At 70.2% G+C, this 25,598-nt stretch carries 25 protein-coding genes and 2 pseudogenes; 11 read left to right on the top strand and 16 right to left on the bottom strand.

Annotated features, from left to right (window positions below):
* Nucleotides 1-31: 31 nt before the first annotated feature.
* From ACZ4WH_RS23950 to ACZ4WH_RS23940, 3 genes and pseudogenes are all read right to left on the bottom strand, one after another.
* A complete protein-coding gene (locus ACZ4WH_RS23950) occupies nucleotides 32-352 on the bottom strand; it encodes a MoaF-related domain-containing protein (RefSeq protein WP_468183639.1) in 321 nt (106 codons plus the stop codon).
* A gap of 444 nt (nucleotides 353-796) precedes the next feature.
* A pseudogene (locus ACZ4WH_RS23945) lies at nucleotides 797-892 on the bottom strand (50S ribosomal protein L31); the annotation flags it as partial.
* A 342-nt stretch (nucleotides 893-1,234) separates the two neighbouring features.
* A complete protein-coding gene (locus ACZ4WH_RS23940; RefSeq protein ID WP_468183636.1) occupies nucleotides 1,235-2,215 on the bottom strand; it encodes a LysR family transcriptional regulator in 981 nt (326 codons plus the stop codon).
* Nucleotides 2,216-2,553: 338 nt separating this feature from the next.
* On the opposite strand from ACZ4WH_RS23940, the gene ACZ4WH_RS23935 reads away from it, so the two are divergent.
* On the top strand, nucleotides 2,554-2,727 hold the full coding sequence (locus ACZ4WH_RS23935; RefSeq protein ID WP_468183633.1) for a cupin domain-containing protein: 174 nt from the start codon (nucleotides 2,554-2,556) through the stop codon (nucleotides 2,725-2,727).
* A gap of 779 nt (nucleotides 2,728-3,506) precedes the next feature.
* Here the strand turns inward: ACZ4WH_RS23935 and ACZ4WH_RS23930 are convergent.
* The 3 genes from ACZ4WH_RS23930 to ACZ4WH_RS23920 form a co-directional block, all read right to left on the bottom strand.
* Nucleotides 3,507-4,748 carry an MFS transporter gene (locus ACZ4WH_RS23930; RefSeq protein WP_468183732.1) on the bottom strand — a complete coding sequence of 414 codons (1,242 nt, stop codon included), beginning with the start codon at nucleotides 4,746-4,748 and terminating at the stop codon, nucleotides 3,507-3,509.
* Nucleotides 4,749-5,643: 895 nt separating this feature from the next.
* A complete protein-coding gene (locus ACZ4WH_RS23925) occupies nucleotides 5,644-7,422 on the bottom strand; it encodes a scabin-related ADP-ribosyltransferase (protein ID WP_468183630.1) in 1,779 nt (592 codons plus the stop codon).
* Nucleotides 7,423-8,282: 860 nt separating this feature from the next.
* Complete coding sequence (locus ACZ4WH_RS23920; protein WP_468183627.1) at nucleotides 8,283-8,750, bottom strand: MarR family winged helix-turn-helix transcriptional regulator; 468 nt, start codon at nucleotides 8,748-8,750, stop codon at nucleotides 8,283-8,285.
* Between the two features lie 267 nt (nucleotides 8,751-9,017).
* On the opposite strand from ACZ4WH_RS23920, the gene ACZ4WH_RS23915 reads away from it, so the two are divergent.
* The 3 genes and pseudogenes from ACZ4WH_RS23915 (at nucleotide 9,018) to ACZ4WH_RS23905 (ending at nucleotide 11,015) form a co-directional block, all read left to right on the top strand.
* The gene (locus tag ACZ4WH_RS23915) at nucleotides 9,018-9,494 is read left to right on the top strand and encodes a MarR family winged helix-turn-helix transcriptional regulator (RefSeq protein WP_468183624.1); all 477 of its coding nucleotides are present in this window, start codon (nucleotides 9,018-9,020) and stop codon (nucleotides 9,492-9,494) included.
* A gap of 159 nt (nucleotides 9,495-9,653) precedes the next feature.
* Nucleotides 9,654-10,022 (top strand): DoxX family protein, encoded by a 369-nt coding sequence (locus ACZ4WH_RS23910; protein ID WP_468183621.1) that lies wholly within the window; start codon nucleotides 9,654-9,656, stop codon nucleotides 10,020-10,022.
* 298 nt (nucleotides 10,023-10,320) lie between these two features.
* Nucleotides 10,321-11,015: pseudogene (locus ACZ4WH_RS23905) on the top strand (response regulator).
* Here the strand turns inward: ACZ4WH_RS23905 and ACZ4WH_RS23900 are convergent.
* Nucleotides 10,968-11,462 carry a winged helix-turn-helix transcriptional regulator gene (locus ACZ4WH_RS23900; RefSeq protein ID WP_468183618.1) on the bottom strand — a complete coding sequence of 165 codons (495 nt, stop codon included), beginning with the start codon at nucleotides 11,460-11,462 and terminating at the stop codon, nucleotides 10,968-10,970. The pseudogene ACZ4WH_RS23905 and the gene ACZ4WH_RS23900 overlap by 48 nt on opposite strands.
* A 111-nt stretch (nucleotides 11,463-11,573) precedes the next feature.
* On the opposite strand from ACZ4WH_RS23900, the gene ACZ4WH_RS23895 reads away from it, so the two are divergent.
* The 4 genes from ACZ4WH_RS23895 to ACZ4WH_RS23880 all read left to right on the top strand — a co-directional run bounded on the left by ACZ4WH_RS23895 (nucleotide 11,574) and on the right by ACZ4WH_RS23880 (nucleotide 14,532).
* Nucleotides 11,574-12,389, top strand: coding sequence for an enoyl-CoA hydratase/isomerase family protein (locus ACZ4WH_RS23895; RefSeq protein WP_468183615.1), 816 nt, complete (start codon nucleotides 11,574-11,576; stop codon nucleotides 12,387-12,389).
* An 87-nt stretch (nucleotides 12,390-12,476) separates the two neighbouring features.
* A complete protein-coding gene (locus tag ACZ4WH_RS23890; protein ID WP_468183612.1) occupies nucleotides 12,477-13,295 on the top strand; it encodes an enoyl-CoA hydratase/isomerase family protein in 819 nt (272 codons plus the stop codon).
* Nucleotides 13,296-13,432: 137 nt separating this feature from the next.
* Nucleotides 13,433-14,074 (top strand): alpha/beta hydrolase, encoded by a 642-nt coding sequence (locus tag ACZ4WH_RS23885; protein WP_468183609.1) that lies wholly within the window; start codon nucleotides 13,433-13,435, stop codon nucleotides 14,072-14,074.
* Between the two features lie 107 nt (nucleotides 14,075-14,181).
* Nucleotides 14,182-14,532 (top strand): hypothetical protein, encoded by a 351-nt coding sequence (locus ACZ4WH_RS23880; protein ID WP_468183606.1) that lies wholly within the window; start codon nucleotides 14,182-14,184, stop codon nucleotides 14,530-14,532.
* 153 nt (nucleotides 14,533-14,685) lie between these two features.
* Here ACZ4WH_RS23880 and ACZ4WH_RS23875 read toward each other — a convergent pair whose 3' ends face one another.
* The 8 genes from ACZ4WH_RS23875 to ACZ4WH_RS23840 form a co-directional block, all read right to left on the bottom strand.
* A complete protein-coding gene (locus tag ACZ4WH_RS23875) occupies nucleotides 14,686-15,402 on the bottom strand; it encodes an alpha/beta fold hydrolase (protein WP_468183603.1) in 717 nt (238 codons plus the stop codon).
* Between the two features lie 97 nt (nucleotides 15,403-15,499).
* Nucleotides 15,500-16,348: an alpha/beta fold hydrolase gene (locus ACZ4WH_RS23870; RefSeq protein WP_468183600.1), complete on the bottom strand. Its 849-nt coding sequence runs from the start codon at nucleotides 16,346-16,348 to the stop codon at nucleotides 15,500-15,502.
* A gap of 274 nt (nucleotides 16,349-16,622) precedes the next feature.
* The gene (locus tag ACZ4WH_RS23865) at nucleotides 16,623-17,912 is read right to left on the bottom strand and encodes an FAD-binding oxidoreductase (protein ID WP_468183597.1); all 1,290 of its coding nucleotides are present in this window, start codon (nucleotides 17,910-17,912) and stop codon (nucleotides 16,623-16,625) included.
* 215 nt (nucleotides 17,913-18,127) lie between these two features.
* Nucleotides 18,128-18,964 (bottom strand): alpha/beta fold hydrolase, encoded by an 837-nt coding sequence (locus ACZ4WH_RS23860; protein ID WP_468183594.1) that lies wholly within the window; start codon nucleotides 18,962-18,964, stop codon nucleotides 18,128-18,130.
* 262 nt (nucleotides 18,965-19,226) lie between these two features.
* On the bottom strand, nucleotides 19,227-19,745 hold the full coding sequence (locus tag ACZ4WH_RS23855) for a hypothetical protein (protein WP_468183729.1): 519 nt from the start codon (nucleotides 19,743-19,745) through the stop codon (nucleotides 19,227-19,229).
* Nucleotides 19,746-19,915: 170 nt separating this feature from the next.
* A complete protein-coding gene (locus ACZ4WH_RS23850) occupies nucleotides 19,916-20,365 on the bottom strand; it encodes an SsgA family sporulation/cell division regulator (protein ID WP_468183591.1) in 450 nt (149 codons plus the stop codon).
* Between the two features lie 117 nt (nucleotides 20,366-20,482).
* The gene (locus ACZ4WH_RS23845) at nucleotides 20,483-20,917 is read right to left on the bottom strand and encodes a universal stress protein (RefSeq protein ID WP_468183588.1); all 435 of its coding nucleotides are present in this window, start codon (nucleotides 20,915-20,917) and stop codon (nucleotides 20,483-20,485) included.
* 143 nt (nucleotides 20,918-21,060) lie between these two features.
* Nucleotides 21,061-21,561 carry a cupin domain-containing protein gene (locus tag ACZ4WH_RS23840; RefSeq protein WP_468183585.1) on the bottom strand — a complete coding sequence of 167 codons (501 nt, stop codon included), beginning with the start codon at nucleotides 21,559-21,561 and terminating at the stop codon, nucleotides 21,061-21,063.
* 211 nt (nucleotides 21,562-21,772) lie between these two features.
* Between ACZ4WH_RS23840 and ACZ4WH_RS23835 the strand changes: the two genes are divergently transcribed.
* A complete protein-coding gene (locus ACZ4WH_RS23835) occupies nucleotides 21,773-22,345 on the top strand; it encodes a TetR/AcrR family transcriptional regulator (RefSeq protein ID WP_468183582.1) in 573 nt (190 codons plus the stop codon).
* A 211-nt stretch (nucleotides 22,346-22,556) separates the two neighbouring features.
* On the opposite strand, the gene ACZ4WH_RS23830 is transcribed toward ACZ4WH_RS23835, so the two are convergent.
* Nucleotides 22,557-23,126 carry a TetR/AcrR family transcriptional regulator gene (locus ACZ4WH_RS23830; RefSeq protein WP_468183579.1) on the bottom strand — a complete coding sequence of 190 codons (570 nt, stop codon included), beginning with the start codon at nucleotides 23,124-23,126 and terminating at the stop codon, nucleotides 22,557-22,559.
* A gap of 413 nt (nucleotides 23,127-23,539) precedes the next feature.
* Here ACZ4WH_RS23830 and ACZ4WH_RS23825 point away from each other — a divergent pair, with 413 nt between their 5' ends.
* Nucleotides 23,540-24,559 (top strand): zinc-binding dehydrogenase, encoded by a 1,020-nt coding sequence (locus ACZ4WH_RS23825; protein WP_468183576.1) that lies wholly within the window; start codon nucleotides 23,540-23,542, stop codon nucleotides 24,557-24,559.
* Between the two features lie 85 nt (nucleotides 24,560-24,644).
* Nucleotides 24,645-25,481: an alpha/beta fold hydrolase gene (locus ACZ4WH_RS23820; RefSeq protein WP_468183573.1), complete on the top strand. Its 837-nt coding sequence runs from the start codon at nucleotides 24,645-24,647 to the stop codon at nucleotides 25,479-25,481.
* The last annotated feature ends 117 nt before the right edge of the window (nucleotides 25,482-25,598 follow it).

The following is a 25,598-nucleotide window of genomic DNA, read 5'->3' as shown; positions in this document are numbered from 1 at the left end:
CGAATGGTGTGAGAAGCCGCGTACCGACCGTTCAGTCCAGTGGCTTGATGGTCCCCGTGAGGGCGATCGGAGTACCGTCCGGCAACGTGATGCGCGAGTAGACCCGGCCGCGTTCGATGTCCTCCAGGTGGGTGATGGTCGCCCCTGACTCCTCCTTCCACGAGGTGAGGAACACCTCGGGCCGGATCTCCTGCGAGGTGACGGCCACCGTCTCGGTGTGGCCGTCCGGTACCAGGCCCCCGCCGTTGACGACGGTGAAGGTCATCCGCTCGCCGGACTCGAAGCGCATCTCCAGGGACAGCTGTCCCAGATCGGCGAAGAAGTTCCGGTTGGCCATCGGCTCTTGTGACATGACATGCCTTCCTGATGAGCTCGTACGTGTTCCCGCCAGGATTCCCCAGCACCCGCAGCGGGTCATCCGTCGTACGACTTAACGTTCCGCTCGGCGGACGACGTACGCAATCGAGCGCGATCTGGAGGACTCCCTCGCCGGCTGCCGCCGCGGCAGCGTCGGGACGCCGGCCCGCCATCGGCTGCCGGACGCGGCACCATCGTTTCGGCAGTCTTCTCTTGGCCCATCCCGCACCTCGTGATCCGGGCGCACCCGGCCGCACATCCGGAGACAGCCTGACGGCACTGCGCCCCACCGGTCGACACCGGTGGGGCGCGGAGAGAGCCCACGGTTCGCCCACAGCCTTCCGGAAGCAGGTGTCGGGCCCGCTGGTGTTCGGGGGTGCCGGTTGTCAGCCCTGGCGGGCCTCGAAGCGCGGGTCCTTCTTGTTGATCGGGGTCGCCGTCAACGGCGGGTGTGAGTGGTGCTTCCGTAGCGCCGCCCGAACCGCTGGACCCGTCCCGCCGTGCCGACGACGCGGGAGGTACCGGTGTAGAAGGGGTCGGCTGGGAGCGCCGGACGGCGGGGGTCAGCGTTCCTCGCGGAAGAGGACGTGCGTGCCGGTCTTCGCGCAGGACCAGCCGGTCGGGGTCGCCCCTTTCGTGTGCACCCGAATCGATTGACTCGAGCATGTCCGGCGAGAGGTCCAACGGCATCCGCCGGCCCCGGATCGCGGCGGTGAGGGGGCCGGGCGCGCGACGGTGCCGCCCTGTCCGCGCTCCGCCCACCGGGCGTTGGTGACCGACGGCTGCCGCAAGCCGGGCGCCAGCTGGCCCCTGGCCGGTGACACGAGGGCCGCGACACGTGAACTGTCCGTGGTGAGCCGCTCCGAATCGCACCGCCTCATGACGCCGGACCTTGGTGGGCCGGTCGCCATATGTCGGGGTGGGCGGCGGCGAGGCTGCGGGCCGTCACCCGGCATGCCCTCACAAATTCGGCCACCGTTTCCGAATCGTCGTCGCCGCGCCACATGACGCTCATGCGGTTGTAGAGGCCGGGGATCGGCACGAAGACCACTTCCGGATGTGCGGCGAAATGGAACGAGGCCGGAACCGCCGACACCCCGAGCCCCGCCGCCACCAGATCGGTCACCGCCGCAGGCGCGGTGGGTATCACGTTCAGTTCGACATGCGCGGCTTGCGCGGCGGCCCGCAGCTGCGCCCAGCAGTGCCCACGTTCCCGCACCGGAAAGAGCACGGGGGCATTGGCCAGGTCGGAGACCGTGACCTCCGTCGCGCGCGCCTTCGGGTGTTCCCGTCCCACGAGCGCGCTGGTGTGCTCCTCGATCAGCGCCTCGCTCACACATCCGTCGACGGGGTGCTCGTCCCAGGTCAGCACCGCGTCGACGCGTCCGTCAACGAGCGCGGCCGTCTCGTCGTGGTCGTTCAGAGCGGTCACCGACACCTGCACGTGAGGATGAGCGGTGCGGAAGGACCGCAGCGTCTCGGTGAGGAGGCCGCCCGGCGGTCCGGGCAGCGGGGCGGACACCGTCAGCACCACGGCGTCCTCGTGGCCTGCGGCCGCCGACCGGGCGGCTCGCACCAGTCGGCGGTTCTGCGCCAGTGCCCGTTCGGCGTACGGCAGGATCAGACGGCCGGCCGCGGTCAGCTCGGCTCCCCGGGGCGTGCGGTCGAAGAGCACCACCCCGAGCAGCCGCTCCAACTGCCGCACTTGTCTGCTGAGCGCCGGCTGGGCGACGCCGATATTGCTCGCGGCATGCCCGAAGTGTCCCTCCCGCGCGACCGCGAGGAAAGCTCTCAACAACCGGGGCTCGATGTCCGGCTCGGACGGTGTCGTCCTGAACGGTGGTTCTGGCGTGTGCACAGGAGAAGTCACCTTCGCGGTCGGGATGCCGGACGTGGCACAGCCACGTCCGTGAGGGAGAACCCCACGTGGCGCCGGGGGCATTCCGTCGCGGCATTACCTGATGTCGGAACGGTCTTGGACGGTACCGGACTCGTTCTGTTGAGATGGCAACGAATGTATAGGAAGCGAGAATTCACGTAACATCCCTGTCTGGAAACATAAGTTCCCCTGTTCTGACGGGTGCCGACACCCAGACCGCTGTTGTCTTCCTGGGCGGTCCTGTCCGTATCGGGGCCCGGGCGGCGGACACCGCAGGCGCGTACGCGCTGCTCGAGCACAGCGGGGAAGCTGGCTACATGTCTCCGCTGCACTTGCACGAGTCGGCCGAGGAGACCTGTCTGGTCCTCGAGGGCACCCCTCGGGTCGAGGTCGGCAACGAGGTGCGCAGGTTCGGCGCGGGTGCCCCGGCCCTGCTCCCCCGGGGGCTCGCGCACGGTTTCGCGGTGGCCTCGACCAGGCGCGGGGCCTGACCCTGCACACCTCGGGCGGCGGCTTCGACGAGTTCGTGGCCGAGATGGGCTTTCCCCGTGCAGCAGACGAGGCCCTGGCCCGCGGCGCGGGTCCCGACCCGGAGGAACTGACGCGCGTCGCGGCATCTCGGGGCCTCCGGATCGTCGGCCCGCCGCTGTTCCCCTGCCCGGAGCCCAGCCCGTACCGGCCGGCGGCTCGCGCACCCCTCCCACGGGAGGGAAACGGTCCCCCGTAGAGGGGCCGGCCTGCGGCTTTCCCCCACCCGGCCGCCGGCCTCCTGTCACCGGCCCGGTCGCCCGGGAGTCATTCGTCCGATGTCCGGTGCGGCCCGGCAGGGCAGGGAAACCCGGGCTCAGCCCCTCACGGGCCCAGGAGAAGCGAGCAGAGGACCCGTATGCCACCACGGCAGACCAGTCGTGCCGGTGCCCCTGGTCGTGTGTCGCCGCCGCGAGCTGAGCACCGGCAAGCTGCCGTGGCCCGCGCCTTCCGGGAGGAAGACTCCGAGATCCGGACCGGACACCCGGCCCTCTCATGGTCGGCCTGCGCAACCTCGCCGTTGGCGTCCATCGGCAAGACAGTCGCCGCAGCATCGCCGCCGCCTTCCATCACAGCGACCGGGACCACCGCCGAATCCTGTCGGCCCTCGGCCTCACCTGACGAAGCCGGACAGACCGCATTCATATCAAGGGGGCGTCCGGCGCATTCCATGAGACGATCCCGACCCACCGCAGTCTGCTCCGGGCCAAGTCCTCAGCGGGATGGAGGAACGTCCGGCCTGTCATACGGGCAGGGGTGCGTCTTCGGTCTCGCCTGGCTTGCCGGAGCCCCTGCCCCCGCGGGAGGACCGGGAGCCGGCTTCCCGGCGTAGCCACAGCATGCTGGGCCAGAGGGCGAAAAGCACGGCGGCAACGCCGGTGAGCGCGATGGCCGCGCGGGGGCCGGTCACTTGAGCGACCAGGCCGGCGAGGGCGGCACCGATGCCCTGCGCAGTGAGGTTCATGGACGCGGCTACGCCCATTCCCTGGGCGCGCTGGGCGTCCGGCAGTATCTCGCCGAGGAACGACACGGAGAGAACGACCTGGATCGCCCAAAGCGCGCCGCTCAGTCCGAAGACGACCAGGGCAAGGTAGGGGCCGCCATCGAGCAGCGCCAGCGGCAGTGGTGCTCCTGCCGCCAGGCAGGCGATCGGGAACACGCGCGTCCTCTGGCGTTCGGGCAGGAAACGGGCCAAGAGGCCCAGCCCCAGAAAGGAGCAGGCGGCGGAAGCCGCCAGGAGGAAACCCACCCAAGCCGGATTCGCGCTGATTTCGTGCACGAACGGAGTGACGAGGGCGTCGGGTGCCATCAGGAACAGCCCGGACAAAGTCGAAGCGAAGATCGCGCGCTGTCCGCGACCGCTCCACACCACACGCAGACCACCGACCAGCGAGCGTCGCTGAGCAGGGGCGGCCGAAGCGGGCCGGAAGCCGACGAAGGACCTGGTCAGGATCGCTGACAACACGAAGGTCGCGGCGTCGACGGCGAGGCACACCCGGGGACTGACGGTCGAGGCGATGATGCCGCCCGCGGCGAATCCGGCCAGTTGTCCCGCCTGGTTCACGGACTGCCGCAACGCCATGGCGGCCGTGTACTGCTCCGTGTCGACGATGTCTCGCAGGAGAGCCAAATGGGCTGCCTTGTAGGGCCCGTTGAGGAGCGACGACGCAGCGACCAGGACGCACAGTGCCGCCAGCGGGATGCCGGGAATCGTCATGGCGGCCACCGCGACCGCACGGATGGCGTTGATGGCGACGATGGCCTCACGGCGCGGCCTGCGGTCCGCGACGGTGGACAGCAGCAGAGCGCCGGCCATGGTGGGCAGGTAGGTGAGCCCGTAAGTCAGGCCGGTAAGAGCGGCGGAGTCCGTCCGGTCGAACACCATGACTGTCAGGGCGACACGAGAGAACTGGTCCCCTATAACAGAAAGGAATTCCGTCGCGCTTGTCACACGGAATTCGCGGACCCGAAGTACGGCCCACATCCTCATGAAGCTGCCAATTTCTGTTGAGCCACGTGCAGTCCCGTGGAGTCGACCCGTTGCCCCCGCGTGCGCCGGTGGGGTGGACGGAGGACTCAGTCGCTGGACCGCCGCCCACCCCCTCGGGCTACTTGGTGGACCAGTCCGAGGGACCCGCGAACCAGTCCGGAGGACCGGCGAACCAGTCCGGAGGACCGGCGAACCAGTCCGGAGGGAGGATTTCCGTCGCTCGATACATAACGAGCCACCTTTCTGTATACGTGTGACACGGCCGTCAACCTGCCTGTGGAGACAGTATGTTGCGCCGTCACACAGCGCTATAGGGAAGGTCACATGCTCCGGATTGAACTCCTTGTCGCTCTCCGACGTGCACACGTGGGTGCGGCAGGGTTGACCGGGCGGACGGGTCGGCGACCGGAGGCGGAGTGGACGTCACCGCGAGCGGCACACCTGTCGGTGCAGTCGAGGAGGGTGTGCCATGACTGTGGTACCGGGCCTGTTCCCGCGGGAGGTATGTGCACGTGATCGGGCGGGAACCGGAGTTCGAACAGCTGTCTGCCCTCCTTGATTCGGCGGGGCAGGGACACGGTCCTCGGTGGTCGTGTCGGGCGAAGCAGGCATCGGAAAGAGCCTGCTCGCCTCCGCAGTCGTCGAGGCGGCGTCTTCATCGGGCTCCGGAATCCTGTCGTGTCACGGCATGCGCGGCGCATGCGTGGCCGGTTTCGAGGTGTGACGTGCGGGCAGAGAGAGAACCGACCGAGCGCCTTATCACCGGGCTTGCCGCATGACGCCGCTCAGCGAGAAAGATGCGCTGAACGTGATCGACAGGCACGCGCCCGCGAGCTGTCCGGACCGATGTCCTTCGCAAGGTGGAGGCCGTCGCATCCTGGGCGTCAGCTCAGATGGCGGCGAACGAGCGCCGCCTGGACGAGGCGGTCGCCCACCTGCTGAAGAACGTCGAGCATCCACCCATCGGCGTCTGAGCGGGCGGTGAGCTTGCCGACGTGGCCGCACGAGCCGGTCGGCCGACCGGAGGTGGTGGGGGGCCGGCTCGACATGGCGACGACAGCCCTCGCGTCCAGCGCGCGCCGAGCTGCCGTTCGAAATCTTCCGCCGCACCCTGCGGGGGTTCCACGTCCACCGCTGGATCCACGTTGGGCCGGACGTGGGCGGACCGCGCCTGCGCGGGGTCCTGTGTCGTCGGCTCGCCGCCGAAGTCACCGGCGTGCCGGGTGAGGGTGTGACTCTCATGGTCCCGGGGTCCGGTCCGCTCCTGGTTCCGGTGGTGGACGCGGGCGTCGGCGTTGTCGACGGGCTGTGGGTTGCGGGCGTGGGGGGCGAAGACCTCGGCGATCTGCCGGAGGTGGTCGTCGGTGAGGACGAGGGGGCGCAGCAGAGCCTCTTCGGTGAAGGGGCCCATGATGCTGGAGGTGCCGGGATCGGAGTGTGCGCGGGTGCGGCCGCCCGGGACGAGCAGGGCGCGGGGGTCGGCCCTGTCGTCGCGCACGCCGAGGCCATGGATGATCTCGTGTACGTAGGCCTCGGGCCGGACGTCGGCGTACCACACGTTTTGCACCATGTCCCGTTCGCCGGGAACCCCCGGGCGTACGGTGACGACCGTGTCGGCGTGGTCCGGGCCGGGGTCGTCCACGAAGTCGGCCTCGAGGTGGAGGACCGGTCCGTCGCCGGCGGCCAGGCCCGGTACCGGAAGGCGGTAGCCGGGCCGGTTGACCAGGGTGTCGATCGCCCGGCGCACCTTCTGCTTGAGTAGTTCCAGCCGGTGCTGGTCGGTTCCGTCGGGGCGCAGATGGATGCGCCGCGTGAGGTGGATGTGCCCGGAAGGATCACCGGGGCCGGTGTGCCACTGCCAGGTGTAGCCGACGCGGGTGAGTTCACCCGAGGCTGCCGGTCGTGTCACACGCCGGGAGCCGTCACTCCGGGCGCGGATGACGAACGCCTCGGCGCCGGAACGCCCGAAGGGGATCCACCGTTCGGTGTCGACCCGCCCGGACGAGGAGGCGGTGCCGGCTCCGTCACGCGAGGAGAGCCCCGTACGCGGGAAGGAGCTGTCGGCGTCCGCGGTGACCGGCACCTGTCGGGCGGGCCGCTCCGCGCTGTGCGTCGCGTACGTGGAGGCGGGAGCCGTGTCCGGATAAGCGGGCAACTGTTCTTCATAGGACGGCAGAGCATCCTCATAGCCGGGGAGCTGATCCCGGGAAGGGCCGCCGGCGGGCGCCTCGTGCCCGGACCAGACAACGTGGCCCGAAGCACTGTCCCAATACCCGTGTCGGTTCTCCCGCGCGTCGAAGACACCGACGATCGCCTCAGGGGCGATACGGTGGGTGAAGGCGACTTCGTCCTCTTCCATGGGAACGAAGCCGTCGGGGAGCACCGAACCGCTCGCCTGCTGGCGGGCGATGGTCGCCGTGACGTCCACGCCTGTGCGGTCACTGTTCGCGGCGGTCGCAATCGTGTAGCGGTAACGCTTGTTGACACACCGGTACATCTGGTTGCGCGTCGTCGAGACGTACGGGGATTCGGACGTGTTCTCGACCGTCCACCGCCACAGGGCGACATGCGAGCCGGCGCTGTCGGCGACGAACCCCTGCCGGAACACCTCGTCGGGCAACCGGTCGGACCACCGCCACACGACCTCACCGTGGCCGCTCTCCACCATGAACGTCCTGTCTGTCGTGTTGACGGCCGAGCCGGCCGCCGCTGATGGGCCGAGGAGGGCCCCTCGGCAGAGTCACCGGCTGGTCTCGGCTGACGCGCTGTGCGCCGTGCGGACCAGGACAGCGGTACGGGGCTGTTCCCGGGGGTGCGGACACCGCGGTGCGGACCGCGGCTTCGCCGGCCGCCCCCGGCCGGACGGCGCCCCGGCCGGACGGCGCTCAGTTCCGGCTGTGCAGGCCTGCCGTCGCGTCGTCGCCGCTCCTGAGGAGTGCGGTGATCGGTACCAGGCACGCGCCGGCCGGCCGGCGGTGACGGCCATGCCCCGCCAACTCGTCCGGGGGAGTGCACCGGTCCTCATCCGCGTGGGTGCCCCGATGCCGGCCGGTGCCCCCGAAAGTGAGGACACTCGTGGTCAGGCCGTGCTCTGACGGGACGTCGGTGATGCTGGGAGCCATCTTTCTTCCTAGTGGTGTGCACTGCTCGGCAGTGGAGGTCGATCGGGTGTGTGGCGCGCGTGCGCTCGTGCGAGGGCCCTGCTCGGCGGTCGGACCCGTCGCGGTCCGCCGGTCACTGACGATGGCTCACGCGGAGCCCGCCGTCGGCAGCCGCCCCCGGCGAGGTCGGCGAACCGTCCCTGGGCGCGACCAGCCGGCACGGTGGCGCGTCGATCCAGGAGGAACTTGCTACGTGAAGCAAATATACTTACGTGTCTCTCCTGCCGTTCGGCAGAGTCGTGTGCGGTGCGTCACACGCCGGGCGCACCCGACGTGCCACGTGAGGATGCCGCGCCGGCGGTACGTCCGGACGGCGGGCGCTCATGCCCCGGCCCCCCGGCGCCGGCGCTCGCCGGGCGCGCGGCGATCAGGTGGCGACGTTCCGGAGGGCTGCGGCGAGCTTGCCGAGGTCGAAACCCTCCAGGTGGTCGAGGAAGTGCCGGCGTATGGCGGCGAGAGCGCTCGGCCACGCCTCTTCCAGACGGGCCAGGCCGCTGTCGGTGAGGTAGGCGTGCCAGCTGCGGCCGTCCTGGTCGCACCGCACGCGCTGGATGTAACCCTGACTCTCCAGGCGGTGTACGACTCGGGTCATGCCGCTGAGCGACATCTCGCAGGCGTTGGCGAGAGCGCCCATGCGCATCTGCCGGTCGGGCGCCTCGGACAGGTGCATCAGCGTCAGGTACTCCGTGTTGGACATCCGCTGCTCACGCATCATGTCGGCGTCGATCGCGCGCGGCAGGGCGTAGATGAGGCAGGGAAGGGCCCGGACGACGGCCTCTTCGTCCGTGGACAGCGGTCGCACGCCGTCCGTGGTTGCTGCGGGCTTCGGTGCCATGGGTCTCATCCTCGTGTTTCGCTCGGTGGAAGGTGTGCCGGCCGGGGGCGGACCCGACTGAAGGGTTCGCTCGATTACTTGATGAAACAATTATTAGTGGTAGATTGCTTGCCGTAGCAATTATATCCCGGGCTGCCGCCGGGCGTGCCGCCGTGAAGGGGGTTCCGGCATGATAAGGATCAGACCGCACCCGGCCGGGGCGAGCCGTGTCGCTCCCGTCGCGACGCCCCGGCCGTCCCACCCCTACGGGCAAGTACTGTGGGGGACATGTCCTCCGACGCACGGTCTCCGAAGCCCGCTGAGCGGGCACCGCGTCCTCTCACCGCGGACGAGGAGGCCGTCGTGCGGGCGCTCGGCCGCGTCGTCTACGCCATGCCGCGCGCCGTCGACGCCGACATGATCCGGGAGCAGCGTCTTCCTCTCGTCGAGTACCTGGCGCTGATGAACCTTTCGGAGGCCCCGGACCGGCAGATGCGCATGGGCGATCTCGCCGCCGCGGTGGAGATGTCGGTCAGCGGTATGACGCGCCTGGTGGACCGGCTGGAGAGGCGAGGGCTCGTGCGGCGGGTCAGGTCGACGCAGGACGCCCGCGGTTGGAACACGAGCCTCACCGACGCGGGCTTCGCCCGGCTGGAGAAGGCCTGGCCGACCAACCTGGCATCCGTCCGACGCCACTTCCTCGACCACCTGGCCGGCCTGGACCTCGTCAGGCTCGCGGCGGTTCTGCGCGGCATCGCCACCTGACCGGTGCCGCTGTCCGCCGTACCCGCTCGAAACCACGGTGCGCCGTCCCGGACCCGTGCGCCGGGCCGTACGAACGTTTCGCGTCCCCCGCTGCGCGCACGCACGGGGGACGGCGCCGCCCGGGCACCCCCAGTCAACTCATCTCTTCCAAGGACTGTCATGTACATCGCTGCGGTTGTTCTCAGCGTCCTCCTCGCCCTCCTCTCCCTCGCCGCCGGCGTGCCCAAGGCCCAGTTGAAGGGCGATGCGCCGAACGGCCTCGTGGCGAAGGGACTCGGCACCGGGCTGGTCCGCTTCATCGGCCTGGCCGAGGTGGCCGCGGCGGTGGGACTCGTAGTGGGCATCTGGTGGCAGCCCCTGGGCATCGCTGCCGCCTGCGGCATGGCCGTCCTGTTCCTCGGAGCGATCAGGTACCACGTGAAGTGGGGCGACTACGGCGACAGCGCGTCCCGCGGCGGTGCGATGGCTCCGGTGCTCTTCCTGGTCGTCGCGGTGGCGGCGGCCCTCACCCTCGCCGCCTCGCAGTGAGCCCGCGGCGTACGAGACGCCGCTCCGGCTGCGGCCGGCCGGGACCCGACGGGCCCGCCCGGCCGTGAGCGCGGCTCCGCCGGCGTCTCCGGAGCTGCTGAACACAGTCCCGTACGCCGGGCGATGGGTCTTCGAACGCGCCGGTCTGGCGGGCGGCACGTTCACGCATGAGCACGTGTCCTGGCGCTGCCGGGTGACGGCCTGGCTCCCGTGGTCGGCATGAGGCCCGGCCGTGGTCAGCGTGATCCGCCTGCTGCCGGCCGACGACGATCCCCTGGTCCGCGCCGGGCTACGTCCGATGATGGGGCTGCCGACGACATCACGGTGGTCGGTGAGGCGTCGGACGGCGACGAGGTCCCCGCTCTCGTCGGCCGTCTCCGCCCGGACCTTGTCTGATGGACATCCGCATGTCGACCGTGGACGGTCTGGAGGCGACCCGGATCCTGCGCGCCCGCCCGGACCCTCCCGAGATCATCATGCTCACCACGTTCGCCACGGACGGGTACGTCCTGCGTGCCCCGCGGACCGGCGCCAGCGGGTTCCTGCTCAAGCACACCCTCCCGCAGGACCTCGTGACCGCCGTGCGCAGAGCCGCCGCCGGCGAGCCGGTGTTCTCCCCGAGCGCCCTGCGCCGGCTCATCGTCAGTCGCGGGGCCGTCGTCCGAGGACGGGCCGGTGCGGCAGGAGCCCGCCCGGGACGGGCACACCGCGCGGGCGCTGCTGGAGCGACTGGCCGCCCGTGAGCGGGAAGTCTCCGTCGCGGTCGCCGAGGGGAGGACCGACGCCCAGATCGCCGCCGATCTGCACTAGAGCATTCCGACGGTCAAGAGACATGTCTCTCACGTTCTGACCGAACTCGAACGGGACAACCGGGGCCAGATCGCCCTTCTCGTCCACCGGGCCGGTCTGATCTCACCGGCCGGGCGGCTCGCCCCGGCGCACCGGTCATCCGTGAGCCGCCACCGGCCGCTCGGTTCCCGCCTCGACCGGTGAGCCGAGGTCGACGTCTTCCAGCGGCGTCTCCCGGCCGTCCTCGTCGACGAAGGCCACGCGCAGGGGCCGGCCGCTCGTCCGGCTGCCGCGGCGCACCAGAGGGCCGTCGGGGTGCGGGCAGTACTGGTCGCCCCACTGCTGGAGCGCGCCGAAGACCACCATGAGCTCTCGCCCCGCGGGGGTCAGGTGGTAGGCCATCCGCGAACGGGTGCCCGCCTCCCGGTAGGGCCGCTTGTCCAGCACTCCGCCGTCCACCAGGACGCCGAGCCGCTGGGTGAGGACATCGCTGGCCACGTGCAGACGTTCCCTGAACTCCGAGAAGCGCGTCGCCCCGTTCAGCGCCTCCCTGAGTATCAGCAGACTCCACCGGTCACCGAACACCTCCAGCGAGCGGACGATGGAACAACGTGCCTCACCCCTGGCGGCTGCATGGCTTCTCTTCGGCATGCCGCCATCCTACCGCTGGGACGTGTTTTCCAATCCAGATGCTAGATTGGAAAACAGGTCCCAGACTCGGCGCACCCGGAGGTCACCGTCAAAGCACAGCAGCGCCTCGTGATGGACAGGTCGGATCCCCGGGTGTGGCGGATCACCTTCGACCATCCGCCGCTCAATCTCATCGACCGCCACACCATCAGTGAACTGACCGCTCTCCTCGAAGAGTTGGAGCAGGACCCCGACGTCCGCGTCGTGGTCTTCGAGAGCGCGGTCCCCGACTTCTTCCTGGCGCACTACGACGTCGACGCCCCGCCGCCCCAGAGCCCGCCGCCGACCGGACCCACGGGTCTCTCCCCCTGGCTGGACGTACTGGCGCGGATCGCCGAGGGCCCGTTCGTGTCGATCGCCAAGATCCGGGGACGCGCCCGGGGCGCGGGCAGCGAGTTCGTCTTGGCGTGCGACCTGAGGTACGCCAGCCGGGAACACGCGGTGCTCTCCCAGCCCGAGATCGGTCTCGGACTCGTCGCCGGCGGCGCCCCCACACACCGGCTGCCCTTCCTCACCGGCCGCGGCCGGGCGCTGGAGATCATGCTCACCGGCCAGGACTACGACGCCGACCTCGCCGAACGCTACGGCTACGTCGACCGGGCGGTTCCGGACGCCGGCCTGGACGGCTTCGTCACGGACGTCGCGGAGAGGATCGCCTCCTTCGACAAGGTCGCGCTCGTCGAGGTGAAGGACTTCGTCGGCGAGGTCACGCTTCCCGCCCACGGCCTCCAGGCCCGGACCGGCCGCGCGTTCTGGGCCTCCGCGGCCCGCCCGGCCAGCCGGCGCCGGCTCGACGCGGCGCGGGAACGGGGACTGGGCAGCCCAGGCGACTTCGAGATGCGCATGGGGCGGCACCTGCCGGACCTCGACCGCCCGGCCGGCTCGTAAGGGCCGGCCACCGCAGTGACCTCGCGTCCCCCGGCGCGGCATGACTCCGGCTCCGGAGAGCCACCTACACCCCGCAAGGAGACACCCATGAGTACCCACGAACAGTTCGCCGTCGAAGAGGTCAGCCCGTCCTACTGGCGGGTCACCTTCTCCAACGGGGAGATCAACCTGATCGACCCTGACACCATCGAGCAGCTCGCCGAGCTGGTCACCCGCATCGAGCAGGCCCCGGAGCTGACCGCGGTCGTCTTCCGCAGCGCCAACCCCGACTTCTTCATGGCGCACTGGGACATGCTGGCCGACCGGTCCCGCGTCGCCGCGATGCGACCGGCTCCCTCCGGCCTCCACCCGTTCGCCGACAACCTGTACCGGCTCGGGAAGGTTCCCGCCGTCACCATCACCGAGCTCAACGGCCGCGCCCGCGGCGCCGGCAGCGAGTTCGCCCTGGCGACCGACATCCGCTTCGCCGGACCGGGCGCCGTGCTCGGACAGTTCGAGGTCGGCGTCGGATCCGTCCCCGGAGGAAATCCCAGCGGCCGGCTGCCCCACCTGGTGGGCCGCGGGCGCGCCCTGGAGATCCTGCTCGGCGCCGACGACTTCCCCGCCGACCTCGCGGCGGCGTACGGCTACGTCAACCGCGTGCTGCCGGAAGGCGAACTGGAGCGGTTCGTCGACGGCTTCGCCCGCCGCGTCGCGGGCTTCGACAAGACGGCGATCACCCGGACCAAGGCCCTGGTCGACGCGGAATCCCTGCCCGCCGAAGAATCCTACGGCGCCAGCCTTCAGGCCTTCTTCCAGACCTCCGGACGCCCGGAGAACGCGCACCGCGTCCGCTCCCTGTTCGAGCGTGGGCTCCAGCGCGCCGACGGCGTGGAACTCGACCTCGGCCGCCGCGTCGCGGAGTAGGACGAACGCGGGCAGCAACGGACCCGGAAAGGCAAGTGCATGACCTTCACCCGTCACGACGTCGAGATACCGGCGGAAGGGGCGACCCCCGGGGCTTGGCTCTTCGTGCCCGACCGTGCCGGCACGCCGCTCCCGGCATGACCATGGCCATCGGGCTCGGCGGGATCAAGGACCAGGGACTCGAACCCTTCGCCCGGGCCTTCGCGGAGGCAGGTTTCGTCGTACTGGCCCGCGATCACGGCACCTTCGGCTCCAGCACCGGAACACCACGGCACGATGCCGACCCGTGGCAGCAGGTCGCGGACTGGCGCCGGGCGATTTTTTACCTGGAGGCGCGGCCGGAGGTCGACGCGGGCCGCATCGGTCTGTGGGGGACCAGCTTCGCCGGGGGCCATGCCCTGGTGCTCGGCGCGACCGATCGCCGGCTGCGTGCCGCCGTGGCGCAGGTACCCATCGTCAGCGGCACGGAGATCGGCCTGCGCCGCGCCCTGCCGGAGTACCAGGCGCGGATAGAACGGCGTTACGACGACGAGCGCGCGCAGCTGCGGGGGAGTGACCCGACGACGGTCACGATCGTCAGCAAGGACCCGGACGTCCTCGCCCTCTATCACGCTCCTGACGTCGTCGACTTCCACCTCCGGCCGTACGACTCCGACGTCCCGTGGAAGAACATCCTGACGCTGCGCTCCAGCCGGAACAGACGTATGTACGAGCCCGGGGTGTGCATCAACAGGATTTCCTCAGGGGGTGTGATGTCGGACATGATCCGGGCGGCGTGACACCCCCCGCATCGGCGTATGATGGATGTCAACCCTACCGCTTCTTCCTGGAGTTGAGAATTCTTTCCATACTTGATTAGACAATTGTCTGGGTGTGTCGCCGCAGGTTGGCACATCACCGACGCGCCGCCCTGACCCTCTCGGGAGCGGCACTGCTCGTGGGCGGGGCCCTCGCACAACCTGCCGCGGCGGTCGAGATCCCCTGGGGACAGGCCAACTTCCACACCGGTACCAACCTCACCGGCACGGTGTACCCCATTCCGGCTACCGACACCGCGTGCACGAACCTTCCCGAGCCGATGCTCTCCGTGGCCAACTTCAAGTACGTCGACGTGGAGATCTACAGCGGCAAGGACTGCACCAACAGCCTCGGCGACGTCACCGGCCTGCACTGGTGGAATGCGCCTGCCCCGATCTACAGCTACCGCGTCACCCCCGCCTGGCCCTCGGCGGCCTGACCCGCCCGGACCGGTGCCCGAGGAGCTCCGCCCGGCTGCGGCGCGACCACCACGGCGCCTGCGGCGGTGTGCGCGGCCGGCTGACTTCTGTCGTCCCCGGACCGCGTCGAGCCCCGCTGGGCCGTTTCCCAGGGGCGCGTGCAGGCCGCGTGGTCAGCCGGTGACGGTGCGGGCGGCCTGTTCGATCAGGTCGGCCACGGCGGCCGGCCGGGAGACGGAGACGGCGTGGGAGGCGTCGACCTCGACGGTGTGGGCGTGGGCGCGCTCGGCCATGAAGCGCTGGGCGGCCGGCGGGATGTTGTAGTCCTGCGTGGCGATCAGGCTCCAGGACGGAATGGCCTTCCAGGCGGCCTCGGTGGCCTTCTCCTCCAGGGCGTTCGCGGCGACGGGGCGCTGGGTGGCGGCCATGAGGTCGGTGACCGGCCTGGGTACGTCGGCGGCGAACTGGTCGTGGAACTTGTCGGCCTTGATGTACAGGTCGGTCTTGTCGCCGTTGCCGACGGGGTCGAGGTTGGGGCCGAGGGTGCTGCCGGGGAACTTGGCAGACAGCTCCAGTGCGCTCTCGCCGGCCTCGGGGGTGAAGGCGGCGATGTAGACGAGCGCCTTGATCCGAGCGTTGTCGGTGGCGGCCTGACTGATCACGGCGCCGCCGTAGGAGTGGCCCACCAGGACGACGGGGCCCTGCACGCTCTTGAGGAAATCACGGAGACCGCCTGCGTCTTCCGCCAGTCCGCGCAGCGGGTTGGCGGGTGCCACCACCGGATAGCCCTCGCGCCGCAGCCGCTCGATGACGCCGTTCCAGCTGGAGGCGTCGGCGAAGGCGCCGTGCACCAGGACGACGGTGGGCTTGGTCTCCGGCTCGCTGTTCATGGGGATGTCTCCCTCTTGTTCGGTGGTACGACGGTCGGTGCTCACGTCCGCGGTGCCGGCGCCCGGTCGTTCCGGGCGCCGAACGGCGTGCGGCGGGTCAGCGGGTGGTGCTGCGGGCGGCCTGTTCGATCAGGTGGGTGACCGCGGCCGGCCGGGAGACGGAGACGGCGTGGGAGGCGTCGACCTCGACGGTGTGGGCGTGGGCGCGCTCGGCCATGAAGCGCTGGGCGGCCGGCGGGATGTTCTTGTCACCGGTGGTGACCAGGTCGAACGACGGGATGCTCTTCCAGGCGGCCTCGGTGGCCTTCTCCTCCAGGGCGTTCGCGGCGACGGGGCGCTGGGTGGCGGCCATGAGGTCGGTGACCGGCCTGGGTACGTCGGCGGCGAACTGGTCGTGGAACTTGTCGGCCTTGATGTACAGGTCGGTGCCGGTGCCACCATCGGCCAGGGGGAAGGTGACGGGGTTGAGGGTCTCGCCGAGCGTGCTGCCGGGGAACTTGTTGGACAGCTCAAGGGCGCTCTCGCCCTTGTCGGGGAGGAAGGCGGCGATGTAGACCAGCGCCTTGACCTGCGGGTCGCCGCTCGCGGCCTCGCTGATCACGGCGCCGCCGTAGGAGTGGCCGGCGAGTACGACCGGTCCCTTGACGCTCGCCAGGACGCTGCGGACGTAGGCGGCGTCGCCGGCCAGGCCGCGCAGGGGGTTGGCGGGTGCCACCACCGGATAGCCCTCGCGCCGCAGCCGCTCGATGACGCCGTTCCAGCTGGAGGCGTCGGCGAAGGCGCCGTGCACCAGGACGACCGTCGGCTTCTCGCCCGCCGTACCGTGCTCGGCCTTGGCCGCGCTGGCAGGGGTCGTGACCGCCAGCGTGAGTGCCGAGACTCCGGCGACGGCGCCCAGCACGGCGATGTGCTTGCGGGTGGGGCGGAAGGCGGTCTTCAGACCCATGGTGACTCTCCTCAGGCAATGGACGTGTAACGGAGCTCGCTCCCCCGGGGCGGTCCGCCCCGGCGACATGGAAGAACTTAGCGCGCAATTGAATTGTGCACAACTCAATAGGCCTCAATGCGCCCGCCACGCGCGTCGGAAGGTGCTCGGTGGTGCCGGCCCACCTCCGCCACGGGTCGCCGACGAGAGGACGGCCCGGTCCGCTCCGCGGGCCAGGCCGTCCTCTCAGATCACGCTCCCAGGGCACCGCCCTCTGCCCGCGCCCAGCAGGAGCTCACACACCCGCGTTCCCGCCGACCGGAACACCGGCGACGGGGAAGTTCTGGTGGAAGACGTTGTCGGGGTCGACCTGCTTCTTGATGTCCCGCAGCCGCTGGAGCGTTGTGCCGGGGAACGCCTCGGCGAGCCGTTCCGGGGTGAACGCCGACTCGAAGCTGAGGTACAGACCGTCGAGCGACGGCCGCACCGCTGCCCAGGCGTCGTCGAACTCCGTGGACGCGTACGGCGCCACGGCCGTGACGGAGAAGTTCTGATGCCGATGGGCGTAGGCGGTGGCGTCGGCCGGCACGTCGTTGACGGCGCCGCCAACGGAACGGATCTGAAGCAGCTCGCCGAACCCGGCACGGGCCAGCCCCTCGAGCCGCTCGCTGAGTTCCCCGTCGAGGTGGACGGCCAGCCCACTGTGGGTGCGGCCGGCCTGCCGTCCCCGGTGGGGTGCCCGTGTCGGGGCCACGACGGCGGCATACGGCAGGAGTTCGGCGCGGCGCCCGACGGTCGGCGCGACCCTCAGGAAAGGGGCCAGGTCGCGTTCGGCCGCGGCCGGGTCGTCCGTGGCGTGGACCACGGTCGCCAGAGCGAAGCCGCCACCCATGAGATAGAGGAAGGCGGAGATCTGCCGTGGCGCGGCTTCCACCGTCTCTCCCCAGGCCCGCAAGAAGGGCGCGAGGCGGTCCGTCCGGTACTGAAGGGTCGCCCGGGCGACGACAGGTGTGGGGGAGGCGCGGAATGTCAGGGAGGTGACGATGCCCATGTTGGCACCGGCCCCGCGTACCGCCCAGAAGAGCTCCGGGTGCCGTTCACTGTCGAGTGTGCGGACACTGCCGTCAGCGGTGACGATCTCGGCCGCCGTGAGGCGGTCGATGGTCAGTCCGTGTGCCCGGCCCATGAGCCCGATGCCCCCGGCGGTCGCCAGGCCGCCGACGCCGACGTCCCCGGAGTCGCCCGAGCTGATGGCCAGCCCCCAGGGATACAGCGCCGCGGCGACCTCGCCCCAGCGGGCACCGGGACCGACGCGGACGAGATCGCCGCCGGGGCCGACTCGTTCGATCGTCCTGAGCCTGCCCAGATCGATGACGGTGCCGCCCCGATTGGTGGACACGCTGCTCATCCCGTGCCCGCCACTGCGGACGGACACAGGACCCTCCGCGTCACGGGCGAACCCCAGCGCCTCCGCCACCTCTGCCGTCGAGCGCGGGCGCAGCACCGCCGCCGGGGCGCCGGTGGCGGTGTAGACGTGCCGCAGATCCCCGTAGCGAGGGTCGCCGGGACGGATGATGTCGAGCATGGCGGATCACTTACCCCTGTTGTCACTGCGGCGCACGCATCGCAGGCGTCACTTCACGAAAATGAGAAACGACCGATGTGGTGTCACACGAATGAAAGTGACACCTAGAGACGACGCACACGTCATCAGACATGTGCTCGGCGGTTTCGTCAAGTTGGCGCATACGTAAATCGACATATGCGGTGCGCCGCGCCCCCCGGATCGCGGCCCGGGGCTCAGCGCAGGAAGTCCAGGACCTCTCGCGCGAACTCCTCGTGGTACTGGAACAGGAAGCCGTGCCCGGCGTCCGGATACACATGGACGCGGGCGTTGGGCAGCGAGCTCCCGAGCAGCCGGAGTGCGGACGGCGGGATGACCAGGTCGTGGTCGCCGCTCGCGACGAGGGCGGGCTGCTCGATGGCGCCGAGTCGGCGCAACGCGTCCTGATCGGGTACGCCCCATTCGAGCAGGGCCTCGTACTGGGCCTCCCGGGCCTCCGCGCTGACGGGCAGATCCCGTTCGTGTTCCCGTTCTATGGAGCGTCCGAGGAATTCCAGGCCGCTGCGCTGGCTGGACTCGGTGTGGTTGAAGAACGTGTACAGGTGGTCCTGTGCCCCCACCCGATCGAAGTCGACGTGGGCGCGGACATCGTCCGGCAGTCCGTGGATACCGGGGGCACCGCGTGGGGCGGTGGCCGCGAGGACGAGCCGGCGGACGGCGTCCGGGTGGAGCAGCGCCAGCTCCTGCGCCGTGTAGCCGCCCATGGAGAACCCGAGCACGTCCACGTGCCGCACTCCGACGGCCTGGAGGAAGGCCATGGTGTCGAGGGCGGTGTCCCGGATGGTGCGGGGTGTGGTGCCGGTACTCAGACCGATGCCGGCGTTGTCGAACGCAATGACGTCGCGTTCCGCCGCCAGCGTGTCCACCAGGGCCGGGTCCCAGCTGTCCAGCGTGCCGCGGAAGTGCTGGAGAAGGAGCAGGGGAGGAGGTGCGCCTCCGATACCGCACCGGCGGTAGGCATAGGTGATGCCGTTGGCCGCCGCGACCCTGCGGTTCGGCGTCTCGATGTACATGTGGGCTCCTGCGCCGGTGAGGTGCTCATGGTGCGCGATGAGCACAGGGACGGCGTCGAGTCTGACGCTGTCTCCCACACCGGGCATCAGCCATTTGACCGTACGCGGCGTTCGTGGGCGGTGGAGCGGGGGCGATGCCGCGTGGACACCGGCGTGCCGGCGCTCCCCTGCGCGCACGGACGAGGACGGTACGAGCCGCAGATGGACGGCGGCCGACGCGAAGGTCCGCCTCGGCCGCTCTGCCGGTTGCCGTACGCTCCCGTCAGTGCCCGCCGGGAACCGCACCGCCCGGTGCGAGCGCGGTGTACATGACCGACCGGTCCTGCTTGTGGCGCTGGATGCGGCCCTTCGCGACGAGACCCTCCAGGGTGTTGCGCACGACCTGCGGGGTGGGGACCCGGTCGGGATGCGCCTCGATCAGCTCTTCGCGCAACTCTTTGGCCAGGCGGGGCTTGTCGTGCCTCTTGAGCAGGTCCAGCAGAAGGTCTCCGAGGAGGGGGCGCCCCGCGGCACGCCTACGGGGAGTCCTGTCCCTGCGCGATGCCCCGCGCCCGGCGGCCCTGGCCGCGCGCGGACGCGCCGGGGACTTCTCCTTCGCGTCCGTGCCCGGCGCCGTCCCCGGTTCCTCGCCCCGTGCCTGCTCCGGCACGGTCGTGGAATGCTCCGCGAGGTCGAGGATGTCCAGGAGCAGTCTCTCCTCCTCGCGCAGGGCATCCAGCTGGCGTTGCAGTTCTTCCCGCTGCCGGCGGTTGTCCGCTAGGTCGGACGCGGCCTGCTCCATGTACCGCGACCGAACCGTGGCGGCGGCTGACTTGGTGGGCACAGCCTTCACTCCCTTGTGTGTGGACGACCTGGGCATCGTACTCAGGAACACCCAGATGAGACGAGTGAGGAGAAGATGAGCGACCGTCTCGGGGCCATGCCCGCCGGGTCCGGGACGGGCACACCTCGTCAGGCGGGCGGAAGCGGGATCCTGGTCAGGCCGTCCCAGTCCACGAGGAGGTTCTCGTCACCAGCGGGCACGAGCTCATAGGTGTGCTCCAACCACCGGTGCACCTCGCTGAGGTCGGCCGCGAAGACCGCTTTCCCCTGCGGGCGCTCCAGCCACAGGTACAGCAGGGGAGTGCCGGTCTGTGCACGCGAGGGCCAGGCCTTGAAGTCACCGTCCCCGCTGAGGCCTTTGACGCCGGCGCTGAGGACGTCGCGACCAACCACCCAGGTGACGGGAGTGTCCGCGGGCACATGGAATTCGAGGCGCACGGTGAGTGGATCGTCGGTGCCATAGCTGAACGCGCATTCGACCGCGCTGTCCTCCGGTGGCGCCGACAGGAAGTGAAGGCTGGTCCGCAGCTCCGAGAGCGGCTGCCGCCTGTGGTCGCTGCGGTCGAGTCTGTCAGTCATGCGCCCGGTGCCCTTTGTGTCGATGACTCCGGCCCCGGCCGGGCCGCCCGAGCCCGCCGACGGCGGACGGGGGCGGGCCGGCATCTGCTGCGACGCAGAGACGGGAACCGGTCGGTGCTACTGGCTGGGAAGCGTCACCTCGGGAGCCAGCAGAACGGCTATGCCGTTGGTGTGTGCCACGGCGTCACTGACCCGCGGATTGAAGAAGGCCGCGACCGCGCTCCGGTGGTGGGGGCTCACGACCAGCAGGTCGGCCTTGAAGTCCGCCGCCGCCGCGGAGATGACGGAGGGCACCTGGTTCGTGAGGCTGTGCGTCAGCTCTCCCTCCGCCGCCACACCGAGGCCGTGGAGTGTGGCCAGGGCCTCCTCCAGGATCGCCTTGCCCTCGGCGTCGTCCTCCAGATTGACGACGGTGTCGCCCGCGACCATGGACGTCACCACGTGAACCACGTGGACCGTTCCACCGGACGAGCGGGCCAGCTCCCCGGCCATCAGGAGTGCCGTCTTCCGGGTGGCACTGGGATCTATGGCCACCAGGATGCGTTCGAACACGGCGTTCTTCCTCTCTGCGACCGCTGCGGCCGGGGCTCGGGCGGTGTGTTGATGGTGGGAGGACGGGTCGCCCTCCCACGGACAATATGACTGGTCATCTTACATGTCAATGTCGCCGGTGCCCTCGTCCCCGGGAAGCCGGGTCAGGGCAGCAGCGGTGGCCCCACGATCTGGATGCCGTGCGCGGCGGCGAGCCGGGTCAGTTCCTCCGGGTCGGGACCCGGGCCGGCCTCCGGCGGTACGGCTGCGTCGAACGGCACGCCCACGTCCGCCACGAACGCGTCGAAACCTCCGCCCGGTGTGTGCAGCGTCAGGAAGCGTGCCGTCGGCGAGGTCACGACGAAGCCGTGCGCCAGCCCGCGCGGCAGCAGCGCGAGCCCGCCCGCCCCCACGCTCCGCACCTCATTGCCGACCTCCACCCGCAGCGTGCCGTCGAGGATGAAAAACGTTTCCTCGTCGGACTCGTGCAGGTGCAGGGGCGACATGTAACCACGTTCACCAGTGTGCTCCAGCAGCGCGTAGGCGCCCGCGGTGTCGGTGGCCCGCGCCCGCATCCGTATGAGACCGCCGAGGAACCGCACCGCCTGCTGGGTGTCGGGGTCCGTCAGGACGGGGGACGTGATGTTGCCGGACAGGGAAGTCACTGCTCTCCTCGCTTCTGCTCAGTTCGGGTGACATTCGAGCAGAAAGCGGAGCTGGTCGTCCAAGACGGAAGTGTCATCGCCCCATGCTGAATCGGCATGTGCCCGCTCGTGCCCGCGCGCCGGAAACACGGCTGCAACAGCGCGTCGGCTCGGGGGGATGGCAGCTCATGATGTTTTTGACAATTCCAAGCAGACCGGCCATATTGAGGGCATGCCTCAAGTCAGCGTCAGGGGAAAGCTGATCGAACACGCGGAGACCGTGTTCCGTCAGCAAGGTTTCAATGGCGCCAGCGTCGCGGACATCACGAATGCCGCGGGTGTGCCGAAGGGCTCCTTCTACAACCACTTCAAGAGCAAGCAGGAACTCGCCGCCGAGATCGTCCGCCGTTACAGCCGCGGGACGGACGTGACCATGCTCGGCACCGGGGACCTCTCGGCGATCGAGCGGCTGCGCGCACACTTCGCCGCCCAGGCTTCGCGCACCAGCTCCACCGGCGTCGAGTACGGATGCCTGCTGATGACCATGGCGAGCGAGGGACCCACGGTCGGTGACGAGGTCGGGACGGTCGTTCGCCGCAGCATCGCCGCGTGGGTCGGTGTACTGGCCCCGGTGATCGAGGAGGGGCAGCGGTCGGGTGAGATCGCATCCCAGGAGCCCGCGGGTGACCTCGCCGCTTTCCTGATCGACGTCTTCGAGGGCGCGGGGCTGCGCGGCAAGGCGACACGGGACGAGGACGCGGCCATGCGCTCCCTCGACCTGGCCCTCGACGCGATCAAGGCGTGACAGCAGCGTTCTTCCGGTGAACGGGGCGATCGGCCCACCGTTCGCCCCCGTCACCTCTCCCGCTCCAACTGGTTCCCGCTGCCGTCTGGCTCCACGCGCCGCCGTACCGAGCTCCCGAGGTGCGGCCTACGCCGTGCGCGTGCCGGTTCCGTGCGAGGCGGGCACGCGGTGGCCCACCCGCGCGAGGAGCGCACCGGTGCCCTCTCGGTCGTCAGGGGCGCAGCGCTTCGAGGGCGATGCTCATCTCCTCGGTCATGTGCGCGTGATCGGCGGCGGTCCTGGCCCGCAGCGCGGCGCCTTCGAAGAGGTCGAGCAGGAAGGCGGCCAGCGCGGTGGCGGGCCAGGCACGGGTGATCTCGCCTGACGCCTGACCGTCCGCGATCGTGGCGGCCATCGCGTCCGTCCAGCCGTCCAGGGCCTCCCGGACCGCCTCACGGACCTTCTCGCCGGCGTTGGCGCTGTCACTGGCCAGCGTGCCGAGCAGGCATCCGAATTCGATTCCGGAGCCACGGATACGTTCGACCTGCGCGGTCAGGTGTCTCCGCAGGCGCTCCAGAGCGGGGCCCTGCCCCTCCAGGAACGAGTGGTCGGTGGCTCGTGCGTAACGCAGGACGATCTCCACACCGAGGTCCTGCTTGCTGCGGAAGTGGTTGTAGAAGGACCCCTTCGGCACACCTGCCGCCTCGGTGACGTCCTGGACGCTCGTACCGGTGAACCCCTTACGGCGGAAGACGTCCTCGGCGTTGTCGACCAGTCGTTCCCGGACACTGACCTGTGGCATGTTATCCGCTCCTCGGCGGTACGTGGCGGGACGGCCGGCGCGTCCGCGAACTTAGTGGACCGGGCGGCGGGCCGGCTGCGGCCCGAGCGGCGAGAGGCTGTGGGGCGAGAGGCTGTGGGGCGAGACGCGTCGACGTGCCGCCGGGCATGTCCCCTCCTCTCTTCGTCCAGTGCCGCGCGCTCCGCTCCGGCGCCTCGCGGCCCGGTCGTTGCCCCCCGCCATGAATGTGGCCGGTCGTCTTGGGAAAGTCAAGTCAGCCCACGCCTCGTCGGGCCGCTGTCCCGCCGACTCGCGGTCAAGAGCGTGGCCACAAACATTCCACTGACACATGCAATGCTGGGACCGATGGCCGGTGGGACACGCTGGGGCCATACGTTTTCCGCGCATTTGCCTTCCCGCACATGGAGTCGCTCATGGCTACGTATCGCGCAGTCGAAGTCGCCCCGGACGGCGGCCTGCGTCCCACCGAGCGGGAGCTGGTCCCGCCCGGGCCGGGGCAGGTGCGGATCCAGGTGGAGGCGTGCGGCATCTGCCACAGCGACTCGGTCGCCGTGCATCCGCATGACGAGGGGGAGACCGGCCGGGTTCCCGGGCACGAGGTCGTGGGCCGCATCAACGCCCTCGGCGAGGGCGTCACGAGGTGGAGCGTGGGCGACCGGGTGGGTGTGGGCTTCCTTGGCGGGCACTGCGGGGTGTGCGCGGCATGCCGGTTGGGTGACTTCGTCGGCTGCACGGACCAGCCGCACACAGGTGTGCATGTCGACGGCGGCTACGCCGAGTACATGTACGCCCGGCAGACCGGCCTGGTGGCCGTGCCGGAGGAGATGAGTGCCACCCGGGTGGCGCCGCTGTTGTGTGCGGGGTTCACGGTCTACAACGCCCTGGTCGACAACATGCGGCAGCCGGGCGGCCCGGTGGCCGGTGACCTGGTGGCCGTGCAGGGCATCGGAGGCCTGGGGCACCTCGCCCTGCAATACGCGCGTGCCCTGGGGCTGCGGGTGGTCGCGATCGCGCGCGGAGCCGACAAGGAGGAACTGGCCCTCAGGCTGGGCGCGCACCACTACGTCGACAGCAAGGCCTCGGACGCCGCCGAGCAGTTGACCGGGCTCGGGGGTGCCCGGATGGTGCTGGGCACGGCGGCGGGCGGGGACGTGAGCCCGCTGCTGGCCGGCCTGGCCCGCCGGGGCCGACTGGTCCTGGTGGGAGTGTCGCCGGAGCCGGTCCGTGTCGCGCCGCGTCAACTGATCTTCGACGCGGTGCAGGTGTCCGGCTCCCTCACCGGAACCTCGGCGGAGAACGAGCAGAACCTGGCCTTCGCCCAGGCGCACGACGTGGCGCCGATGGTGGAGCACACGTCGCTGACCGACGTGCAGGCGGCCTACGACCGGATGCTGCGCGGCGAGGCACGGTTCCGCATGGTCATCGGCATCTGACGGCGGCGTACGCACGTCCGCCCCGCAGCAGTCCGGCCGGTGCCCCCGGGACGGGGCGCCGCCTTTCCCGAACAGGAGTCCTTGCATGTCTGCTTATGTGGCCGATGCGGCCGAGACCCGTTACGTCGAGGGACCGCTGGGCGAGCGTTTCGCGTACCGCAGGTTCGGCCGGGCGGGCGGCCGTCCGCTGGTGATGCACATGCGGTTTCGCGGCACGATCGACCACTGGGACCCGGCCTTCCTGGAGCCGCTGGCCGCCGAACGGGAGGTCATCGTCTTCGACAACCGGGGCATCAACCTGTCCACCGGCAACGCGCCGACGTCCATGGAGGACATGGTGGAGGGCTCACTCGCCTTCATCCACGCGCTCGGCCTGACGGACATCGACGTGCTGGGCTGGTCCATGGGCGGCATCGTCGCCCAGGGCGTGGCACTGGCCGCCCCCGACATCGTCCGCCACCTGGTGGTCGCGGGCAGCTCGGCCGGCGGCGTACCCGACCTGCCGCCGCCCTCGGCTCGTACCCAGCAGGTGATGGCGAAGCCGGTCAACGCCGCCGAGGACTTCCTCTACCTCTTCTTTCCCGAGACCGAGGAGGCGACGGCCGCGGGCCGTGCGTCCCTGGAGCGCCTGGAGTACCGGCTGAAGGACTCCCGGGCGGTCGTCGGCCCCGAGGCGGTGCGCGGCCAGCTCGGTGCCATCGCCTCGTTCAAGGGTTTCTGGCACCGGCAGGAGGAACTGACCCTGCCGGTCCTGGTCGCCAACGGCGCCCACGACGTCATGATCCACTCCTACGCCACCTACGCGATGTCGCAGAAGCTCCCGCACGCCAAGGTGATCCTCTACAGCGACGCCGGACACGGCTTCCTCTTTCAGCACCCCGACGACTTCGCCCACGAGGTCAACCGCTTCCTGTCCGCCTGACCCGCACTGGGGGGGGGGGGGGGGGGGGGGGGGGGGGGGAGCACACCCCCACCCCCCCGCCCCAAAGCAGGGCGGGAGGGCGGCTGGGCACGAGGGATACATCTCTACTCGAGGTTT

Source organism: Streptomyces sp. NPDC029138 (assembly GCF_055564375.1).
The sequence above is the reverse complement of the archived record's forward strand: the minus strand, read 5'-3'. Positions and strand labels throughout refer to the sequence as shown.

Bases quoted from the DNA above. Each gene is read 5' to 3' on its own strand.
- ACZ4WH_RS23825 (WP_468183576.1), top strand. From the start codon at position 23,540: ATGGCTACGTATCGCGCAGTCGAAGTCGCCCCGGACGGCGGCCTGCGT.
- ACZ4WH_RS23910 (WP_468183621.1), top strand. From the start codon at position 9,654: ATGTACATCGCTGCGGTTGTTCTCAGCGTCCTCCTCGCCCTCCTCTCC.
- ACZ4WH_RS23885 (WP_468183609.1), top strand. From the start codon at position 13,433: ATGACCATGGCCATCGGGCTCGGCGGGATCAAGGACCAGGGACTCGAA.
- ACZ4WH_RS23900 (WP_468183618.1), bottom strand. From the start codon at position 11,462: ATGCCGAAGAGAAGCCATGCAGCCGCCAGGGGTGAGGCACGTTGTTCC.
- ACZ4WH_RS23890 (WP_468183612.1), top strand. From the start codon at position 12,477: ATGAGTACCCACGAACAGTTCGCCGTCGAAGAGGTCAGCCCGTCCTAC.
- ACZ4WH_RS23920 (WP_468183627.1), bottom strand. From the start codon at position 8,750: ATGGCACCGAAGCCCGCAGCAACCACGGACGGCGTGCGACCGCTGTCC.
- ACZ4WH_RS23830 (WP_468183579.1), bottom strand. From the start codon at position 23,126: ATGCCACAGGTCAGTGTCCGGGAACGACTGGTCGACAACGCCGAGGAC.
- ACZ4WH_RS23935 (WP_468183633.1), top strand. From the start codon at position 2,554: ATGTCTCCGCTGCACTTGCACGAGTCGGCCGAGGAGACCTGTCTGGTC.
- ACZ4WH_RS23855 (WP_468183729.1), bottom strand. From the start codon at position 19,745: ATGGAGCAGGCCGCGTCCGACCTAGCGGACAACCGCCGGCAGCGGGAA.
- ACZ4WH_RS23925 (WP_468183630.1), bottom strand. From the start codon at position 7,422: ATGGTGGAGAGCGGCCACGGTGAGGTCGTGTGGCGGTGGTCCGACCGG.
- ACZ4WH_RS23930 (WP_468183732.1), bottom strand. From the start codon at position 4,748: ATGTGGGCCGTACTTCGGGTCCGCGAATTCCGTGTGACAAGCGCGACG.
- ACZ4WH_RS23950 (WP_468183639.1), bottom strand. From the start codon at position 352: ATGTCACAAGAGCCGATGGCCAACCGGAACTTCTTCGCCGATCTGGGA.
- ACZ4WH_RS23860 (WP_468183594.1), bottom strand. From the start codon at position 18,964: ATGTACATCGAGACGCCGAACCGCAGGGTCGCGGCGGCCAACGGCATC.
- ACZ4WH_RS23865 (WP_468183597.1), bottom strand. From the start codon at position 17,912: ATGCTCGACATCATCCGTCCCGGCGACCCTCGCTACGGGGATCTGCGG.
- ACZ4WH_RS23835 (WP_468183582.1), top strand. From the start codon at position 21,773: ATGCCTCAAGTCAGCGTCAGGGGAAAGCTGATCGAACACGCGGAGACC.
- ACZ4WH_RS23875 (WP_468183603.1), bottom strand. From the start codon at position 15,402: ATGAACAGCGAGCCGGAGACCAAGCCCACCGTCGTCCTGGTGCACGGC.
- ACZ4WH_RS23895 (WP_468183615.1), top strand. From the start codon at position 11,574: ATGGACAGGTCGGATCCCCGGGTGTGGCGGATCACCTTCGACCATCCG.
- ACZ4WH_RS23870 (WP_468183600.1), bottom strand. From the start codon at position 16,348: ATGGGTCTGAAGACCGCCTTCCGCCCCACCCGCAAGCACATCGCCGTG.
- ACZ4WH_RS23850 (WP_468183591.1), bottom strand. From the start codon at position 20,365: ATGACTGACAGACTCGACCGCAGCGACCACAGGCGGCAGCCGCTCTCG.
- ACZ4WH_RS23915 (WP_468183624.1), top strand. From the start codon at position 9,018: ATGTCCTCCGACGCACGGTCTCCGAAGCCCGCTGAGCGGGCACCGCGT.
- ACZ4WH_RS23820 (WP_468183573.1), top strand. From the start codon at position 24,645: ATGTCTGCTTATGTGGCCGATGCGGCCGAGACCCGTTACGTCGAGGGA.